This is a genomic window from Chryseobacterium sp. A301 (assembly GCF_054489425.1).
The window spans coordinates 341,240-356,133 of record NZ_JBTMWY010000001.1 but is presented as its reverse complement, the minus strand read 5'-3'; the positions used below and the strand labels follow the sequence as shown (position 1 = coordinate 356,133).

General features: G+C 39.1%; 11 protein-coding genes and 3 tRNA genes. 8 read left to right on the top strand and 6 right to left on the bottom strand.

Annotated elements, in window-relative coordinates:
- The first annotated feature begins 51 nt into the window (after positions 1 to 51).
- Positions 52 to 1,296 carry a DUF445 domain-containing protein gene (locus ACX3PU_RS01675; RefSeq protein ID WP_459083164.1) on the top strand — a complete coding sequence of 415 codons (1,245 nt, stop codon included), beginning with the start codon at positions 52 to 54 and terminating at the stop codon, positions 1,294 to 1,296.
- Here ACX3PU_RS01675 and ACX3PU_RS01670 read toward each other — a convergent pair.
- On the bottom strand, positions 1,289 to 2,299 hold the full coding sequence (locus ACX3PU_RS01670; protein WP_459083162.1) for a quinone-dependent dihydroorotate dehydrogenase: 1,011 nt from the start codon (positions 2,297 to 2,299) through the stop codon (positions 1,289 to 1,291). The genes ACX3PU_RS01675 and ACX3PU_RS01670 overlap by 8 nt on opposite strands.
- 200 nt (positions 2,300 to 2,499) lie before the next feature.
- Between ACX3PU_RS01670 and ACX3PU_RS01665 the strand changes: the two genes are divergently transcribed.
- A complete protein-coding gene (locus ACX3PU_RS01665) occupies positions 2,500 to 4,041 on the top strand; it encodes a glycine--tRNA ligase (protein WP_459083160.1) in 1,542 nt (513 codons plus the stop codon).
- A gap of 134 nt (positions 4,042 to 4,175) precedes the next feature.
- Entirely contained in the window at positions 4,176 to 5,396 is a 1,221-nt protein-coding gene (locus tag ACX3PU_RS01660) for an aminotransferase class V-fold PLP-dependent enzyme (protein WP_459083158.1), read from the top strand.
- Between the two features lie 6 nt (positions 5,397 to 5,402).
- Here ACX3PU_RS01660 and ACX3PU_RS01655 read toward each other — a convergent pair whose 3' ends face one another.
- On the bottom strand, positions 5,403 to 5,825 hold the full coding sequence (locus ACX3PU_RS01655) for a DUF6146 family protein (protein ID WP_459083156.1): 423 nt from the start codon (positions 5,823 to 5,825) through the stop codon (positions 5,403 to 5,405).
- A gap of 330 nt (positions 5,826 to 6,155) precedes the next feature.
- Between ACX3PU_RS01655 and ACX3PU_RS01650 the strand changes: the two genes are divergently transcribed.
- Positions 6,156 to 8,948 carry a carboxypeptidase regulatory-like domain-containing protein gene (locus tag ACX3PU_RS01650; protein WP_459083154.1) on the top strand — a complete coding sequence of 931 codons (2,793 nt, stop codon included), beginning with the start codon at positions 6,156 to 6,158 and terminating at the stop codon, positions 8,946 to 8,948.
- 6 nt (positions 8,949 to 8,954) lie between these two features.
- Here the strand turns inward: ACX3PU_RS01650 and aat are convergent, their stop codons facing one another.
- Positions 8,955 to 9,605: a leucyl/phenylalanyl-tRNA--protein transferase gene (gene aat / locus ACX3PU_RS01645; RefSeq protein WP_459083152.1), complete on the bottom strand. Its 651-nt coding sequence runs from the start codon at positions 9,603 to 9,605 to the stop codon at positions 8,955 to 8,957.
- A 56-nt stretch (positions 9,606 to 9,661) separates the two neighbouring features.
- Entirely contained in the window at positions 9,662 to 10,045 is a 384-nt protein-coding gene (locus ACX3PU_RS01640; RefSeq protein ID WP_459083150.1) for a DUF3127 domain-containing protein, read from the bottom strand.
- Positions 10,046 to 10,209: 164 nt separating this feature from the next.
- Here ACX3PU_RS01640 and ACX3PU_RS01635 point away from each other — a divergent pair.
- The 3 genes from ACX3PU_RS01635 to ACX3PU_RS01625 all read left to right on the top strand — a co-directional run bounded on the left by ACX3PU_RS01635 (position 10,210) and on the right by ACX3PU_RS01625 (position 10,499).
- Positions 10,210 to 10,291 (top strand) — tRNA-Leu (locus tag ACX3PU_RS01635).
- A 38-nt stretch (positions 10,292 to 10,329) separates the two neighbouring features.
- Positions 10,330 to 10,402, top strand: a tRNA-Gly gene (locus ACX3PU_RS01630).
- Between the two features lie 13 nt (positions 10,403 to 10,415).
- A tRNA-Leu gene (locus tag ACX3PU_RS01625) sits at positions 10,416 to 10,499 on the top strand.
- A 934-nt stretch (positions 10,500 to 11,433) separates the two neighbouring features.
- On the opposite strand, the gene ACX3PU_RS01620 is transcribed toward ACX3PU_RS01625, so the two are convergent.
- Together ACX3PU_RS01620 and ACX3PU_RS01615 are read right to left on the bottom strand one after the other, a co-directional pair.
- A complete protein-coding gene (locus tag ACX3PU_RS01620; protein WP_459083148.1) occupies positions 11,434 to 12,078 on the bottom strand; it encodes a hypothetical protein in 645 nt (214 codons plus the stop codon).
- A gap of 99 nt (positions 12,079 to 12,177) precedes the next feature.
- Entirely contained in the window at positions 12,178 to 12,705 is a 528-nt protein-coding gene (locus ACX3PU_RS01615) for a hypothetical protein (RefSeq protein WP_459083146.1), read from the bottom strand.
- A 396-nt stretch (positions 12,706 to 13,101) separates the two neighbouring features.
- Here ACX3PU_RS01615 and mutL point away from each other — a divergent pair, with 396 nt between their 5' ends.
- Positions 13,102 to 14,892 carry a DNA mismatch repair endonuclease MutL gene (mutL, locus tag ACX3PU_RS01610; protein WP_459083144.1) on the top strand — a complete coding sequence of 597 codons (1,791 nt, stop codon included), beginning with the start codon at positions 13,102 to 13,104 and terminating at the stop codon, positions 14,890 to 14,892.
- Positions 14,893 to 14,894: the final 2 nt, after the last annotated feature.

The following is a 14,894-nucleotide window of genomic DNA, read 5'->3' as shown; positions in this document are numbered from 1 at the left end:
GAGCCTATTAAAACTTATTTATTTAGTTCAAAATTAGTGAAATAATACTAAATGACAGAAACACAAAAAAGAAGACAATTACGAAATCATAAGCTATTTGCAACGGGACTCTTTGTTTTAATGGCGGCTATTTTTATGGTGACCACCGCCATACAAAAGCAGTCTGATTCGCATTGGATAGGATATCTGCATGCATTTTCAGAAGCGGCAATGGTAGGCGCACTTGCGGACTGGTTTGCGGTCAGTGCCCTATTCCATTATCCTTTAGGGCTGAAAATTCCGCATACAAACTTGATTCAAAACAAAAAAGACCAAATCGGAGACAACTTAGGTTCGTTCGTCGTCGGCAATTTTTTATCTGCGGAGACGATTCGCCCTTACATTTCAAAGCTAAACCTATCGGAATACCTAGGCACTTGGCTTCTAAAACCCAGCAACCAGCAACTTTTAATCTCCGAGGGGTCTATTATTATACAAGATCTTATTTCAAAACTGGAAGACCATTCCATAGAATCCTTCCTAGTTCAAAAAACAAACGAACTTACAGAAAATCTTAATTTAGCCTCCGCACTAGGCAGTACGATGGAATATTTGGTCGAAAAAGATCAACACCAACTTCTAGTAAGCTCGATCGCTTCTCACATCAAAACGTACATTCTTGAAAACGAGGAGGAAATTAGAGAGCGTGTGAAAAGACAGAGTTATTCGATTATTCCCAATTTTGTAGACAAAGCCATTGCAGATAAGATTTCAAAAGGAATTGTCTCGTACTTTGAAGAAATTGAATCGGATTTATCTCATCCTGTTCGATCAGTTCTGACAGAAAAAATAAAGGAATTGTCACTGGACTTAAAAACGAAAGAAGAATGGAACGAGAAAATCCATTCGATGAAATCCTATTTTCTCACGGAAGAAAGGGTACAGAGCTACGCAAAGGATATTTGGCATTCCATAAAAACCCTTCTTTTAAAGGAACTCGCTCAAAGTGATTCTCCACTAAAGGCCTATCTTCAAAAATCCATCCATAACTTAGCCGTGGATCTTACTGAGGACCCGAACTTAAAAACTAAAATTGACAAATGGGTTCGACTTACAGCCTATCGATATTTTTTACGAAACACGCACCGAGTTAGCGATTTAATCTCGAGCACAGTGGAAAACTGGGACGGACAAATGCTTAGTGAAAAATTAGAATTGGAAGTCGGAAAGGACCTTCAATTTATTCGTGTGAATGGAACTCTCGTGGGAGGACTCGTGGGACTAATCCTCTATACGATTGCTAATTTTTTCATTTAGCCTGTTTCAAAAGGGCTTTGTTAATCTCTGTGATCAGCTGTGGCCCTTCGTAAATAAAGCCCGTATACAGTTGAACAAGGGAAGCACCTGCCTCCAGTTTCTCAAGTGCATCAGTCGCTGAGTGAATTCCACCGACACCTATAATAGGAAACGCTCCCTCACTCTTCTCATGAAGAAAACGAATGACTTCGGTGGATCTTTCCTTTAGGGGTTTTCCCGATAACCCTCCCGACTCTTTTTGATTGACAGAAATTAAATTCTGACGCGAAAGAGTTGTATTGGTAGCAATCACCCCAGAAATACCTGTTTCTTTAACAATTTGAATGATGTCTAGCAATTGGTCTTCGGACAAATCGGGGGCGATCTTTAAAAGAATCGGCTTTGATTTGGTTTTGGTATTGTTTTGCTTCTGCAATTCATTTAACAACTCTGTCAAAGGACCTCTATCTTGAAGTGCTCTAAGGTTTGGAGTATTCGGCGAACTTACATTGACGACAAAATAATCCACGACCTCAAACAAAGCGTCAAAAGCAAGTTTATAGTCGGCACTTGCCTTTTCGTTCGGCGTTAATTTATTTTTTCCAATATTTCCGCCTATTAACACACCCGTATTCGACTTCAACCTCTCAACCGCTTTATCTACACCTTCGTTGTTAAACCCCATTCGGTTAATAATACCGGAATCTTCCACCAACCGAAAGAGCCTCTTCCTTTCATTGCCACTTTGCGCCTTAGGTGTCAAGGTTCCAATTTCTACAAATCCAAATCCAAGGGCTCCTAGCTGCTTATAAAGTTTCGCATCTTTGTCTAATCCCGCTGCAAGACCCACTGGATTTTTAAACTTCAATCCAAAAACCTCTCGTTCAAGTTTGGAATCCTCTAAGGGTTTGCGTAAAAACCAGGGAGCCAGGAACCCGAAATTCCGAAGCATCCAGAACGTCAGATGGTGAGCTTTTTCAGGATCTAACTTAAATAGAAGCGGACGTAAAATAGTTTTGTACATAGTAAAAAGATGGATACGACAAATTTAAAGCTTTTTCTATAGTCTGACCCTATAATCTAGGAATTTCTCTTTTGCAAAACCTTATTCAAAACTGCTAAAAATGCGATCCGCCCTGTTTGGCAAATTAAGTCTCGAAACGAGCTAAATCCGACGTTATTCAGTTTTATTTCACTAATTTTGTCCAAATTATCAAGACAATTATGGCAAAACAGGAAGATGCGTTTAAAAAAGTAGTTTCCCATGCAAAAGAGTATGGGTTTATTTTTCAAAGTTCTGAAATTTACGACGGACTATCTGCCGTTTACGACTATGGACAAAACGGCGCGGAACTGAAAAACAATATTAAGCAGTACTGGTGGAAAGCCATGGTACAGTTAAACGAAAACATCGTCGGAATTGATTCCGCGATTCTAATGCACCCTACGATCTGGAAAGCTTCCGGTCACGTAGATGCCTTTAACGACCCGTTAATTGATAACAAGGACAGTAAAAAACGCTTCCGTGCCGATGTTTTAATTGAAGATTATTGTGCAAAGCTAGAAGACAAGGCACAGAAAGAAATTGACAAAGCGGCAAAGCGATTCGGAGAATCCTTTGACCTCTCGACGTTTGAATCTACAAATGCGAGAGTCTTAGACTATCGCGAACGTCAAAAAACCATTCTTTCTAGAATGGCGAGATCACTAGAAAGCAATGATTTGGCAGATGTTAAATCATTAATTGAGGAACTAGAGATTGCAGATCCTGATTCAGGAAGTAAAAACTGGACGGACGTTCGACAATTCAACCTGATGTTTGGAACCAAACTAGGAGCCTCTGCTGAAAACGCGACTGACCTCTATTTAAGACCCGAAACTGCTCAAGGAATTTTCGTTAACTATTTGAACGTACAAAAAACATCCCGACATAAATTACCTTTCGGGATTGCTCAAATCGGAAAAGCCTTTCGTAACGAAATTGTTGCTAGACAATTTATTTTCAGAATGCGTGAATTCGAACAGATGGAAATGCAATTTTTTGTACAACCAAATACCGAACTTTCTCATTTTGAACAATGGAAACAAAAAAGGCTTAACTGGCACTTGGCGTTAGGACTCGGAGCAGAAAATTACAAATTTCATGACCACGAAAAGTTAGCCCATTACGCAAATGCAGCGACGGACATTGAATTTAAATTTCCTTTCGGATTTAAGGAACTCGAAGGTATTCACTCCAGAACCAATTTCGACCTTTCGGCGCACGAAGAGTTTTCCGGTCGCAAAATTCAATATTTTGATCCTGAGAAAAACGAGAACTACGTTCCTTACGTAGTCGAAACCTCCATTGGACTCGACCGATTGTTCCTTGCCTTAATGTCACATTGCTTAAAAGACGAAGTGCTTGAAGATGGGTCTGAGCGAACTGTTCTTTCTCTACCTCCGGCCTTGTCTCCTATTAAAGCGGCGATACTTCCGCTTATGAAAAAAGACGGGTTAGGGGAATATGCAGAATCAATATACAACGATTTAAAATTCGACTTCAACTTGAATTACGAGGAAAAAGATAGCATTGGAAAACGATACCGTAGAAACGATGCGCTTGGAACTCCGTATTGCATCACCGTGGACCATGAATCCTTAACAGAACACACCGTGACGCTACGTGACCGTGACACCATGGTGCAAGAGAGAGTCAAGGTAGCAGACTTACGAAGAATCATTGACGAAAAAACAAACTTTAGAACCCTTTTGTCTAAGCTTTAAATTTTCATCGAAAAAAGAAAATTCAAATGGTCTAATTGCATTAGGCCATTTGCTATTTCTGTTAATTTCTTCGAGGCATAAACTGTTTGATTCCTTTTAAATTCCGTAAATTTGAACCATTCTAAATAAGACACATGTTTTCAATACAAGCCATACGATCCCAATTTCCAATTCTTTCGCAAGAAGTGAATTCAAAACCTTTAGTATACCTGGACAATGCAGCAAGCTCGCAGAAACCCCTCTCGGTACTAGAAACCTGGGACCGGTACTATCTTGAATACAATGCAAACGTGCATCGAGGAATTCATACCCTTAGTCAAATTGCCACAGAGGCTATGGAAGATTCGCGTAAGAAAATTCAAAAATTCATTGGAGCAAAACATGATTATGAAATCATTTTTACAAAGGGAACTACGGAGGGCCTCAACCTACTTGCTTATGCGCATACAAGCGAGATTAAGGCTGGTGATGAGATCATAATTTCCTATTTGGAACATCATTCCAACATAGTGCCTTGGCAAATGCTTTGCGAAAGAACTGGCGCAAAACTACGGGTGATCCCTATGAACTTGGAAGGTGAGCTCGATCTTACTTTTCTTGAAAATAATTTAAGTGAGAAAACGAAAATAGTTTCGGTTAATCAAATTTCCAATGCGCTAGGTGTAGTCAATCCCCTGAAGGAAATTATTTCCATGATCCGTAAAAATTCTAGTGCTAAAATCATCATTGACGGTGCTCAGTCTGTGCCACATTTAAAAATTGATGTGCAAGAAATGGATTGTGATTTTTTCGTCTTCTCTGGCCACAAAATGTACGCTCCCATGGGAGTTGGGATCCTTTATGGAAAAGAAGAGTTACTTGAAAAACTTCCTCCTTTCCATGGTGGAGGAGAAATGATTTCTACCTGTAGTTTTGAGAAAACCACGTATGCGGGACTCCCTTTCAAATTCGAAGCAGGAACCCCGAATGTGGGAGGAAATATCGCCCTAGGGGCAGCAGTAGATTTCATGGAATCCATTGGACATGACAATTTACAAAGTCACGAACATGCACTACTTGAATACGCCCAAAAAGAACTTCAGCAGCTCGACGACTTACATATCTATGCCGAAAATGCACACCGTGCAGGCGTAATTTCTTTCACGTTGAATAATGCGGGAATTGCATCCGATGCGGGAATGATCTTAGATAAACTGGGTATTGCCGTCCGCACAGGACATCACTGCACTCAACCTATTATGGACTTTTATGGAATAGCAGGTACCATTCGTGCGAGTTTCGCAATTTATAATACACTAGAGGAAATAGACGCATTGGTAGAGGGAGTCCGTAAGGCTCAAAGAATGCTAAGTTAGAAGAAATTAGCGCACCTCGGCTCCTCCAAGACCTCGAAGTCTCAAGCCGTATTTCCATTGGACATAGGCAAAGACTTGATACAATTTATATTCGAAAGCCATTCCGTAATTTTCATTGGGATCGTAATCAATCCCTGACTCAATTACATTTCGGTAACGTCCTGAATAGTAATAGCTATTCCATTCCGAAACCAAACTTGCATTGCGTACTTTTAGACTGCTTTCGCTATACATACTCTGCGGTTTTGCAATCGCAGAGAGAAAATAATCAAATTGTGTGTCCATTACAATCAGCTCCCATTCCCCCTCTTCATTCTTTTCCGGTTTCATCACAGTCGAGTCGCCCTTACTCAGTGCGCGCGAACTACTGCAACTCGTGACAAAGCTTAAAGCTCCAATGAGCAAAACTAGATAGAATGTTGTTTTCATGACTGTTGTATATGCTGGAAAGGCAGCAAATTAAACGCCAAACTTGAACTACACTCAAAGAATCCAAGCAACTTTGCTTATTGAGCCCGCAATAGGAAAGATTGGAACGGTTATTGTTGCAAAATTCTAGCAAAATATTGTACGAAACCCACCCCACAAAGTCCCTCATTGTGAATCCAAAAATTCCAAGGGAAAACTTTGGACCAAACCACTAGAATCCGAATGATTTCCTTAGTTTCCAAATCATTTTTCAAGTCAAACCTTTGTTGCACTCTTGCAAGAAGGCAAGCCATGGTTATGGGAGTGCAAAAGACAAATAGAAATCAAAGTTTGAAAATTAGGATTCTCTTTTCAATCGCCCTTACCGTATTCACTTTTGCATGGTTTCAATCGCAAACTACGGCTTTTGCCTACATTAAAGATGAGCATGGGAATGCAGTAGAACGAGCGGAGGTTGATTTAAGCCAATCCTCCAATGACCTTGTAGCCGACAAAATTGGCTACTTCCAATTTGTAAGATTAGATCCCGGTACCTACCAAATAAACATTTCCAAGGCCGGACTAGAACCGCGACGAATCACCTTTACTATCGAGCAGGGTGAAAAAAGAAAAGACCTTGGGGTCATCAGCATGCGCTCTGCTAACCATAGTACTGACTTAGGAATTTTAGTTCTTGATGATGCCATTGCCGATAGTGACGGATCTTTAGTACAGCCCATGACCTCACTACTAAGTGCAAGACGGGATGTGTATCAAAAAAATGCCATGCTTGAACAGGGCATGTATAATTTTGTTCCAAGAGGGGTGGACAACCGCTACGAAGAAATTTCCTTTAATGGAGTATCAATGTCGGATCCCATAGACGGCGTAGTAGATCCTATTCAATGGGGAGGATTAAGCGACGTTACGAGGCATCCTTCTGAAATCTCTGACTATTTATCCTTTTCAAAATACGGCTTTGCAAATCTTGCTGGCTCCCTCTACTACGACACGAAAGCTTCTAATTTGAACAAAGAGGCTTCGATTACTTATTCCTACCTCAATCGCAATTATAAAAACAGACTTCTAGCCTCTTACGCAAGTGGACTTTTTCCTAGCGGATGGGCGTTTGCTCTTTCTGTAAGCAAAAGATCAGGAAGCGATGGCGTGATTCAGGGAATTGAACAAGACTCCTACGCTTACTTTGGATCGGTTGAAAAGAAGTTGTCAGACCGTTTTTCTATAAACTTTACGGCCTTTGGAGCACCCACTCAAAGAGACACCTATAGTGCAAACACAAGAGAAGTGTACGATTTAATGGGTAAAAATTACAATGCATACTGGGGATTTGATGGAGGAAAAAATCGCAGTGCGCGTACTAGAAATTCCTTTATGCCTGTCTTCCAACTGCAATTTTACAATGTGGTTGGCGAGAACAGCAATTGGAACAATACCTTATCGTATCAATACGGAAGAGACGCCCAAAGCCGTCTTTCCTGGAGAAACGCACCCAATCCCTACCCTACGTACTACACAAACCTACCCAGCTATTACCGATCTATAAATGCACGCCCAGGTGAATTAGAACTGCTCGAACAGAGATGGAACGAAGACGATTCCTTTAATCAAATCAATTGGCAAGCTTTACGAATGGAAAATCAAAACCATTTAGAAGAAGGTGCTAAATATATGGTGGTAGAAGATGTTCGTGACATCAAAAATTTTAATTTCGCTTCGCATTTCGACACAAAACTAACTGATTTTTGGAATTTAAATCTGAATTTAAATTATCAAAATTTCACTTCGAAGCATTATCAAGAAATAAACGATTTACTGGGGGCAGAATTTGCACTAAACCAGTACGCTTCCAATGGCAATGAAAACTACGATTCCTCCAATCAAAATACGAAACTTACCGTCGGCGATCATTATAAATACGATTTTTTGTTTTTTAAGAACAAAGCCAGCCTCAATCTGTCCACAGATGCTGAACTTAACAAATGGAATGTAATGGCCTCTGTTTTCGTAAACTATACATCCTCTCAAAGAAAAGGCAATTACCTAAATCCATATTACAGCAACTCAAAAGGTTTAAGCAAGCGAATTGAAAATCTGGATGCAGGCGTGAAAGCAAGAGTTAGCTACAAACTAAATCCTAGAAGTCAGCTCTCATACAATGCGATGCTTTACAGCGCTGCCCCTACCCTTACGGACTTATTTGTCAACCCTCGATTAAGCAATCTGGAAACGCCTGAAATAAGGAACCAAGTTGTAAGTTCCAACGAACTTCGCTATAACTATAGTAGCCAAGCCCTAAGAATTCGTGTGTCAGGATTTTGGAGTGATTTAAAAAATGGGACCGAAGTTTCAAGATTCTACACAGATCTTTACTCTCAGGGCACAAATAACAACACAGAATCCTATGTAACCGAGTTCTTATCCGGAGTTGAAAAGCGCTACAAGGGAATCGAAGTCGGAATCGAGGCGAGGATTTTTCCGAATTTAAAACTCTTTGCCATATCCAGTTTAGGAGAGTATACCATTGAGAACAATCCAATCGTACTTCTAACCACCGAAAACGAAACCTCTGCCCAAGGATATCAAGACTTAGGCCCGGCACAAATCAAAGATTATAAATTAGCGGGTTCCCCACAAACAGCAGCTACGCTAGGATTTAGATATAGCAATAAAAAACTTTGGTGGCTAGGCGGTTCTGCCAATTTTTTCGCAGACCATTACATGGACTTTTATGCAGCCAATCGAACTTCCAATTTTTACACCAATCCTCAAACAGGAAGCCATTACGAGCAAAGCACAGACAAAAATACAGGACTTGTAATTCCAGCAGCGCGTCCCTCTTCCATCTCACCCCTACTTTCTCAAGTCAAAATGGAAGATCAGTGGCTATTTAATTTGGATGCAGGAAAGTCTTTCAGTGTGGGGCGCTACACCTTAGGGTTAAGTTTAAGCGTAATCAACGTACTAAATAACAGAGATTATATTTCGGGTGGCTACGAACAAATTAGAAACACAAACTATCCGGAATCCCAAATAGATTCACAAAGATCAGAACCTCTATTTGGCACCAAATTCTGGTATGATCGCGGACGTACGTTCTTCGCAAATGTTTCATTTAAGTTTTAATCGAATTTAGAGCCCATTCGACTCAAAGAGAATTTCAAGGTACTCCTTTTTTGAAATCATTTCGGCTCCAAAAGTTTCCAAATGATTGGAGTGAATTTGACAGTCGATTAATTTGTAATTGCCTTGGTTGGATTGTACAAAGGTGATAAATGCGGCCTTTGAAGCATTGCTTACTTTTGAAAACATACTTTCACCACAAAACACATTTCCCACCACTACACCATAAAACCCACCTACAAGCGTATCACCCTGCCAAACTTCAATACTCGTAGCTTTGCCTTGTTGATGCAGTTCTAAGAACCCACTGATCAGCTCTTCACTGATCCAAGTTCCGTCTTGGTCCACTCTAGGGACCTCCATGCAAGCACGCATAACCTCTTCAAAGGCCTGATCCTTAGTAAAGGTAAATTGGTTGGAATTAAGAACCTTTTTCATGGATTTGGAGACATACAAATTCTTTGAAAAAAGAACGAATCGAGGATCCGGACACCACCATAAAATCTCTTCACCGGGATTAAACCACGGGAACAGTCCAAGATTATAACCAAGCCATAGCCTTTCGGAAGACAAGTCACCTCCCATAGCAATGAGACCCCCTAAAGGATGGTACTCTCTTGGATCCGGAAATCCTATTTCCTCTTTCTTTAATGAAACCATAGAATTAAAAAATCCCACCAAAGATAGTGGGATTCAAATCAATTATTTTTTACTTTTTAGAAAGGTAAATCATCATCCTCTTCTTCGAAAGGATTTGCATTTTGCGATTCACGCTTTGCTCCTTCTTCAAGTGGGGCAGCTTGAGTGGGTTCATTAAAATTGTCAGAAGCCAATTTTTCAATTCTCCAGCCAACAATCGAGTTAAAGTACTTAACTTCATTCTGAGGGCTTGTCCACTCTCTTCCTCTGAGGTTAATTCCAATTTTAACTTGGTCGCCCTCGCTTACTGTATCTAGCAATGAGATCTTATCTTGCAAGAACTCAATACTAATAGGCTGCGGGTACTGTTCCTGCGTTAAAAGGATTAATTCTCTCTTCTGAAATCCACTGTTAAAAGTTTGGGTTTCAGAAAGTTTCTTCACTGTGCCTTGTAATTCCATAATCTAAAAACTTAATTCGGTAAAAATAGCAAAAACAAACTTAAAAAAATGAATTCAAAACCTAGTATTTTGCAAATAAAAAAAATGAAAAAAAATTTGTTTTACAATTTAAAAATAAGCTATATTTGCACTCACAAAAAAGAAAAGAAGATCTTATAATAACTGCGGATGTGGTGTAATTGGTAGCCACGCCAGACTTAGGATCTGGTGCCGCGAGGCGTGGGGGTTCGAGTCCCTTCATCCGCACTATTTTAAAAATTTCTAATCACTTAGAAATTTTTTTTGCGAAAATAGCTCAGCTGGTAGAGCACAACCTTGCCAAGGTTGGGGTCGCGGGTTCGAGTCCCGTTTTTCGCTCAACTTCTACTTTGCCCTGGTGGTGGAATTGGTAGACACGCAGGACTTAAAATCCTGTGTCCGCAAGGACGTACGGGTTCAAGTCCCGTCTGGGGTACACAAAAAGACTGTTAATCATTGATTAACAGTCTTTTTTGTTTTTAGAGTTGGCTTCAATGCTGGCTTTAATAAAAGGGATCAAGAACAAATTCTCATTACTGAAGATACAGTTTGGTGCGACAAAATATTTTTGTGCAAATTATTACAAAGATTTTTGGAGGCGAATTATTGGCAAATACACCAATTGAAAAATTGAGATTATGATCATAATTCGATTCTCCAAGAAATGCAAAAATTCTCCAAGAATTATATTTCTAGAATTTCGGAGATGTTTTTTTGGTCGGAGGGAAGCCCCATTTCCCTTATGTCATATCCGCTCTAAACTATGTCTTGTCCTGAAATATAGAACCAGAACTTAAAATTAGGGACGTATTTACACCTCCGTCTGGAGTACATAAAAAGACTACTAATCAACGATTAATAGTCTTTTTTATTCTAGATGAAGGATGAAACCAAAATTAGTTATTATTTTGGTACTATTTATAATCCACTTTCTGAGATAATTCAATTGGATTGTTATATCTCTTCAAATTATTTTGTATACTTCTTTCCAATTCTCTATAATCATTTGCGGTATTTTCTGTTTTATCTTGTTTTAACATCATTGCTTGACCACTCTTTGCCAAAGTAAAGTTTGTTACGCAAGAAAAGTTTTTTCATGTTTATTTTTTTTTAAGATTAAGTGCCAATGCATTAAGAAATTTTCATTTTCTTTAATTCAATTTAAAAAGGATAGGGTATTGGCATAGTCTTTCCCTAATTATTAGTAACTAGATTCTTTTGGGTAAAAGCATTTCGTCTTGTTTCCCTTTCCAAATCATTTAGTATTTAATCATACAAGTTTGAATAGGAATCTTCAGATAACTTAACTAAACACACTATATTGGTAAACATGGGAATACTGTAGTTCGAATTGCGGTCAAAATCAAGAATTAGTTTTCAGCATAATGACTTTCTAAATCAAAGTAGACATAGATAGATTCTAAAAACATCCGTATCATAGAAAAAGCAAGCATCAAATTACGGTGAACTTCTAGATCAGGGTCAGAGTAAATAATCTCCAAATTTTCTGCCCTAAGTTCACCATGCTGTATTTTCGAGTTAATCACATCATAATACTCCTTACCAACCGCGGTAAATACCATCAGATACAAAACATCAAAGTAATCATCCAGTGAAATGAAATTAGTTAGATACTGTATCATCCCAAAGCAAGCATTGTTACCTTTAATATTTGGCAAGGGGATTAACTTATTATTCTCATCTATTAAGCCACCTCCGAAGGATGCGAGCGAAAGAATACTGGTCATATAACCCAAACGTCTAATATCAACTGATTCCATCCCTTTAATTTCGAATTCAGCAGAGATTAATTGGTCAAACCGATACCGTTGTAAAATTTTTGGAAATTCTCTAACATGCATCTCAAGAATAGGAATGTTCAAGCTTGAACTCAGATCATAAACACTTTTTTCTAGTGCACCCTTTTCATTTTTTCCAAGCAGAGCTTCTAAAGATCTTCTAGCGTCCTCTACGTTAGTTATATACCGCGTGTTGAAGCGATTCTTCGATTCCATAGTTAAGTTTTAGTTGAGGTTAATGTAATAAATTGCTAATTAATTGTAAAATCCTAATTTAAAAATCTGTTAACCCGTCTCAAACGCCCTATTTTAGGGCTAAATCCTCTGTGGATCACGCTCGAGAATAAGTTGTGCTCCATCAAGCATTTTAACCAAAAAGTGTTGCAAAACGAGAAGGTTTACCTCAGGCGCTTCAGAAAACTCCTCCATAGACAAGTGAACTACCTGACTATTAAAGCATTCAAAATCCTTAAGGCTGTATTTTTTAAACGCGTCTCGAAAGATTGAGAACGGATCTTGGTACTCCAGTTTCGATAGCGATGCAAACAATAAATTAGAGGAAGGAATTAGAGCCTCAGATAGTCTCCACTTATAAGTTTGCTTACTTAAAACAAAGCACGCTTTAAGAAAGGATCGCATGCAGAGATAGTTCCAAAACACGTTGTGCCCCATTCTAATCGGAGCGGAACTCGAAGAGAATGCAAAACGAAGCATTTCATTTCGTTGTTCTTTAAGCGTCACTAGGTCCTCCACACGAAAAAAGGCTCGCATCACAGACAACCAAGAGTCTAGTTCGACTCCCTCCCAAATCTTCGTTTCAAAATCAATTCTCTTTTTCTTCACGCCATTTTTATTTTTGTGAAGTTCCTTAAATTCAGTCTAGTATTCTACAGAACAAGCATGTATTTAACAAGAAACAAGATGTATTTTACCGGACCTCTATAAAAGAGCATCAATCGTGAAGCGGCGAAACAAGGAGCAGTGCTTTCTTTCTAGTGCTTTCACACGATCCCATAACGAACGTGTAATCTCCCTCTTACGGTGTATTACGAAGACAAGAAATTTTTGAAGAAAACAGAAATACCTACGAAAGCTGTAGCCAAGCTTTGTCCTTATTTCAAAAGGTTATAAAGCGCACTGTAAATTCAAATCTAGGTATGGCCTTATTTTAGCTGTTCACTCGTTTACATATTTTTATTACCGAATCTAATCCGTATTTTTGCCTTAATAAATTCGTGCATGTCTGATATCATACAACTTTTACCTGATCACGTCGCCAACCAAATTGCGGCGGGTGAAGTCGTGCAACGTCCTGCATCCATTGTAAAAGAACTTTTGGAAAACGCAATCGACGCACAAGCCACTAAAGTTGAGCTTATTGTACGGGAAGCAGGTAAGAATTTAGTCCAAGTTGTTGACGATGGACTAGGCATGTCGGATTCCGATGCTAGACTCGCTTTCGAACGCCATGCGACTTCGAAAATAAAGAGTTCTGAAGACCTTTTTAAGATCAGGTCAAAGGGTTTTCGTGGAGAAGCATTGGCTTCCATTGCAGCTGTGGCTCAAGTGGAGCTAAAAACAAAACAAAGGCTGGCAGAAACAGGCACCAACCTATACATTGAAGGGGGTGGATTTAAATTTCAAGAACCCATCCAAACGCACGAAGGATCTAGTTTTGCGGTTAAAAATTTATTCTTCAACATTCCGGCAAGACGTAAATTTTTAAAAAATAACAATATTGAGCTTCGTCATATTATTGATGAATTTCAACGTGTTGCACTTGCCCATCAAGACATAGAGTTCGAATTGTATCATAACGACGAAATCATTTTTAGATTGCGTAAGGGCACCATGCTTCAACGAATCATTGAAATTTTTGGTCGAAAATTACAGCCCGTTTTGATTCCCATCAAAGAAGATTTAGATTGGATCAAGCTTAGTGGGTTCGTTTCGAAACCTGAAGGTGCAAAAAAGGTTAGAGGAGAACAGTTTCTTTTTGTTAACCATCGATTTTTCAAGAGTCCTTATCTTAATCGGGCAGTACAAGATGCTTTTGAAGGATTATTGATGCCTGGTTACCACCCTTCCTTTTTTCTATTCTTGGAAATTGATCCTGAAAAGATTGACATTAACATTCACCCTCAAAAAACAGAGGTCAAATTTGAAGATGAAAATCTCATCTTTGCTTTAATTCGTTCCACAATCAAAAAAGCGCTTGGTATTTACAACATTGCCCCTAGCCTTGATTTTGACCGAGACCCTAACCTAGATACATTTCTTGATTTCCAAAACAAGGGAGGATCCAACGGATCGTCTGCTAGTGCTATGAACGAAAAGCCGGGTCATATTTCGGTACCTCGTGATTTCAATCCATTCCGTGCAACGGATGCTGCTACTGCCAATGAGATCGTCAATCTGCAAGAAATATACGATACACCTCTAGAGGCAAAACCTTCCAAAATCAACTTATTCGAGGACGAAGAATTTGATGAAGACTTAATGCGACTTCCCAATGGGTATTGGCTTTTCAATCAAGGAGACAAAACCTTGATGCTAGACCTTGGAAGAATGCATCGAATTCTGATTGGTCATAAAAACCAAGGCAAAAAAAGAAGCTCGGTCAGTCAACCGCTGCTATTTTCCTTAGAATATTTAATGAATGAAATTGAGAAACTCAAATACAAATCCTTTAAAAAGCATTTGCCTTCCTTAGGATTTGAAATGACCCTAGCCCATGAAAACACGCTTCGAATCGATGCTGTGCCAGAGGGTTTAAAAGAAAGTATGGTCATCAAATTCCTAGAAAACTTATTTGAAAAATTGGAATACAAAAGTGAGGAAGAGTTCCTCTCCCAGTACCAATACCAATGGGACAAGATCCATTCCAAATCTCGTTTTGATTTCCTTTATAAATACGAAGCAGAGGCACTTATCAAGGAATACATTGCGATTGGATTCCCAACCTATACTCCAGGAGGTAAAAAATGTTTTATTGAACTCCCACTTGATGAGTTAAAAACTAAATTTTAAAG

Coding starts and splice junctions, on each gene's coding strand:
- ACX3PU_RS01675 (WP_459083164.1), top strand. CDS start 52: ATGACAGAAACACAAAAAAGAAGACAATTACGAAATCATAAGCTATTT.
- ACX3PU_RS01670 (WP_459083162.1), bottom strand. CDS start 2,299: ATGTACAAAACTATTTTACGTCCGCTTCTATTTAAGTTAGATCCTGAA.
- ACX3PU_RS01665 (WP_459083160.1), top strand. CDS start 2,500: ATGGCAAAACAGGAAGATGCGTTTAAAAAAGTAGTTTCCCATGCAAAA.
- ACX3PU_RS01660 (WP_459083158.1), top strand. CDS start 4,176: ATGTTTTCAATACAAGCCATACGATCCCAATTTCCAATTCTTTCGCAA.
- ACX3PU_RS01655 (WP_459083156.1), bottom strand. CDS start 5,825: ATGAAAACAACATTCTATCTAGTTTTGCTCATTGGAGCTTTAAGCTTT.
- aat (WP_459083152.1), bottom strand. CDS start 9,605: ATGGTTTCATTAAAGAAAGAGGAAATAGGATTTCCGGATCCAAGAGAG.
- ACX3PU_RS01640 (WP_459083150.1), bottom strand. CDS start 10,045: ATGGAATTACAAGGCACAGTGAAGAAACTTTCTGAAACCCAAACTTTT.
- ACX3PU_RS01620 (WP_459083148.1), bottom strand. CDS start 12,078: ATGGAATCGAAGAATCGCTTCAACACGCGGTATATAACTAACGTAGAG.
- mutL (WP_459083144.1), top strand. CDS start 13,102: ATGTCTGATATCATACAACTTTTACCTGATCACGTCGCCAACCAAATT.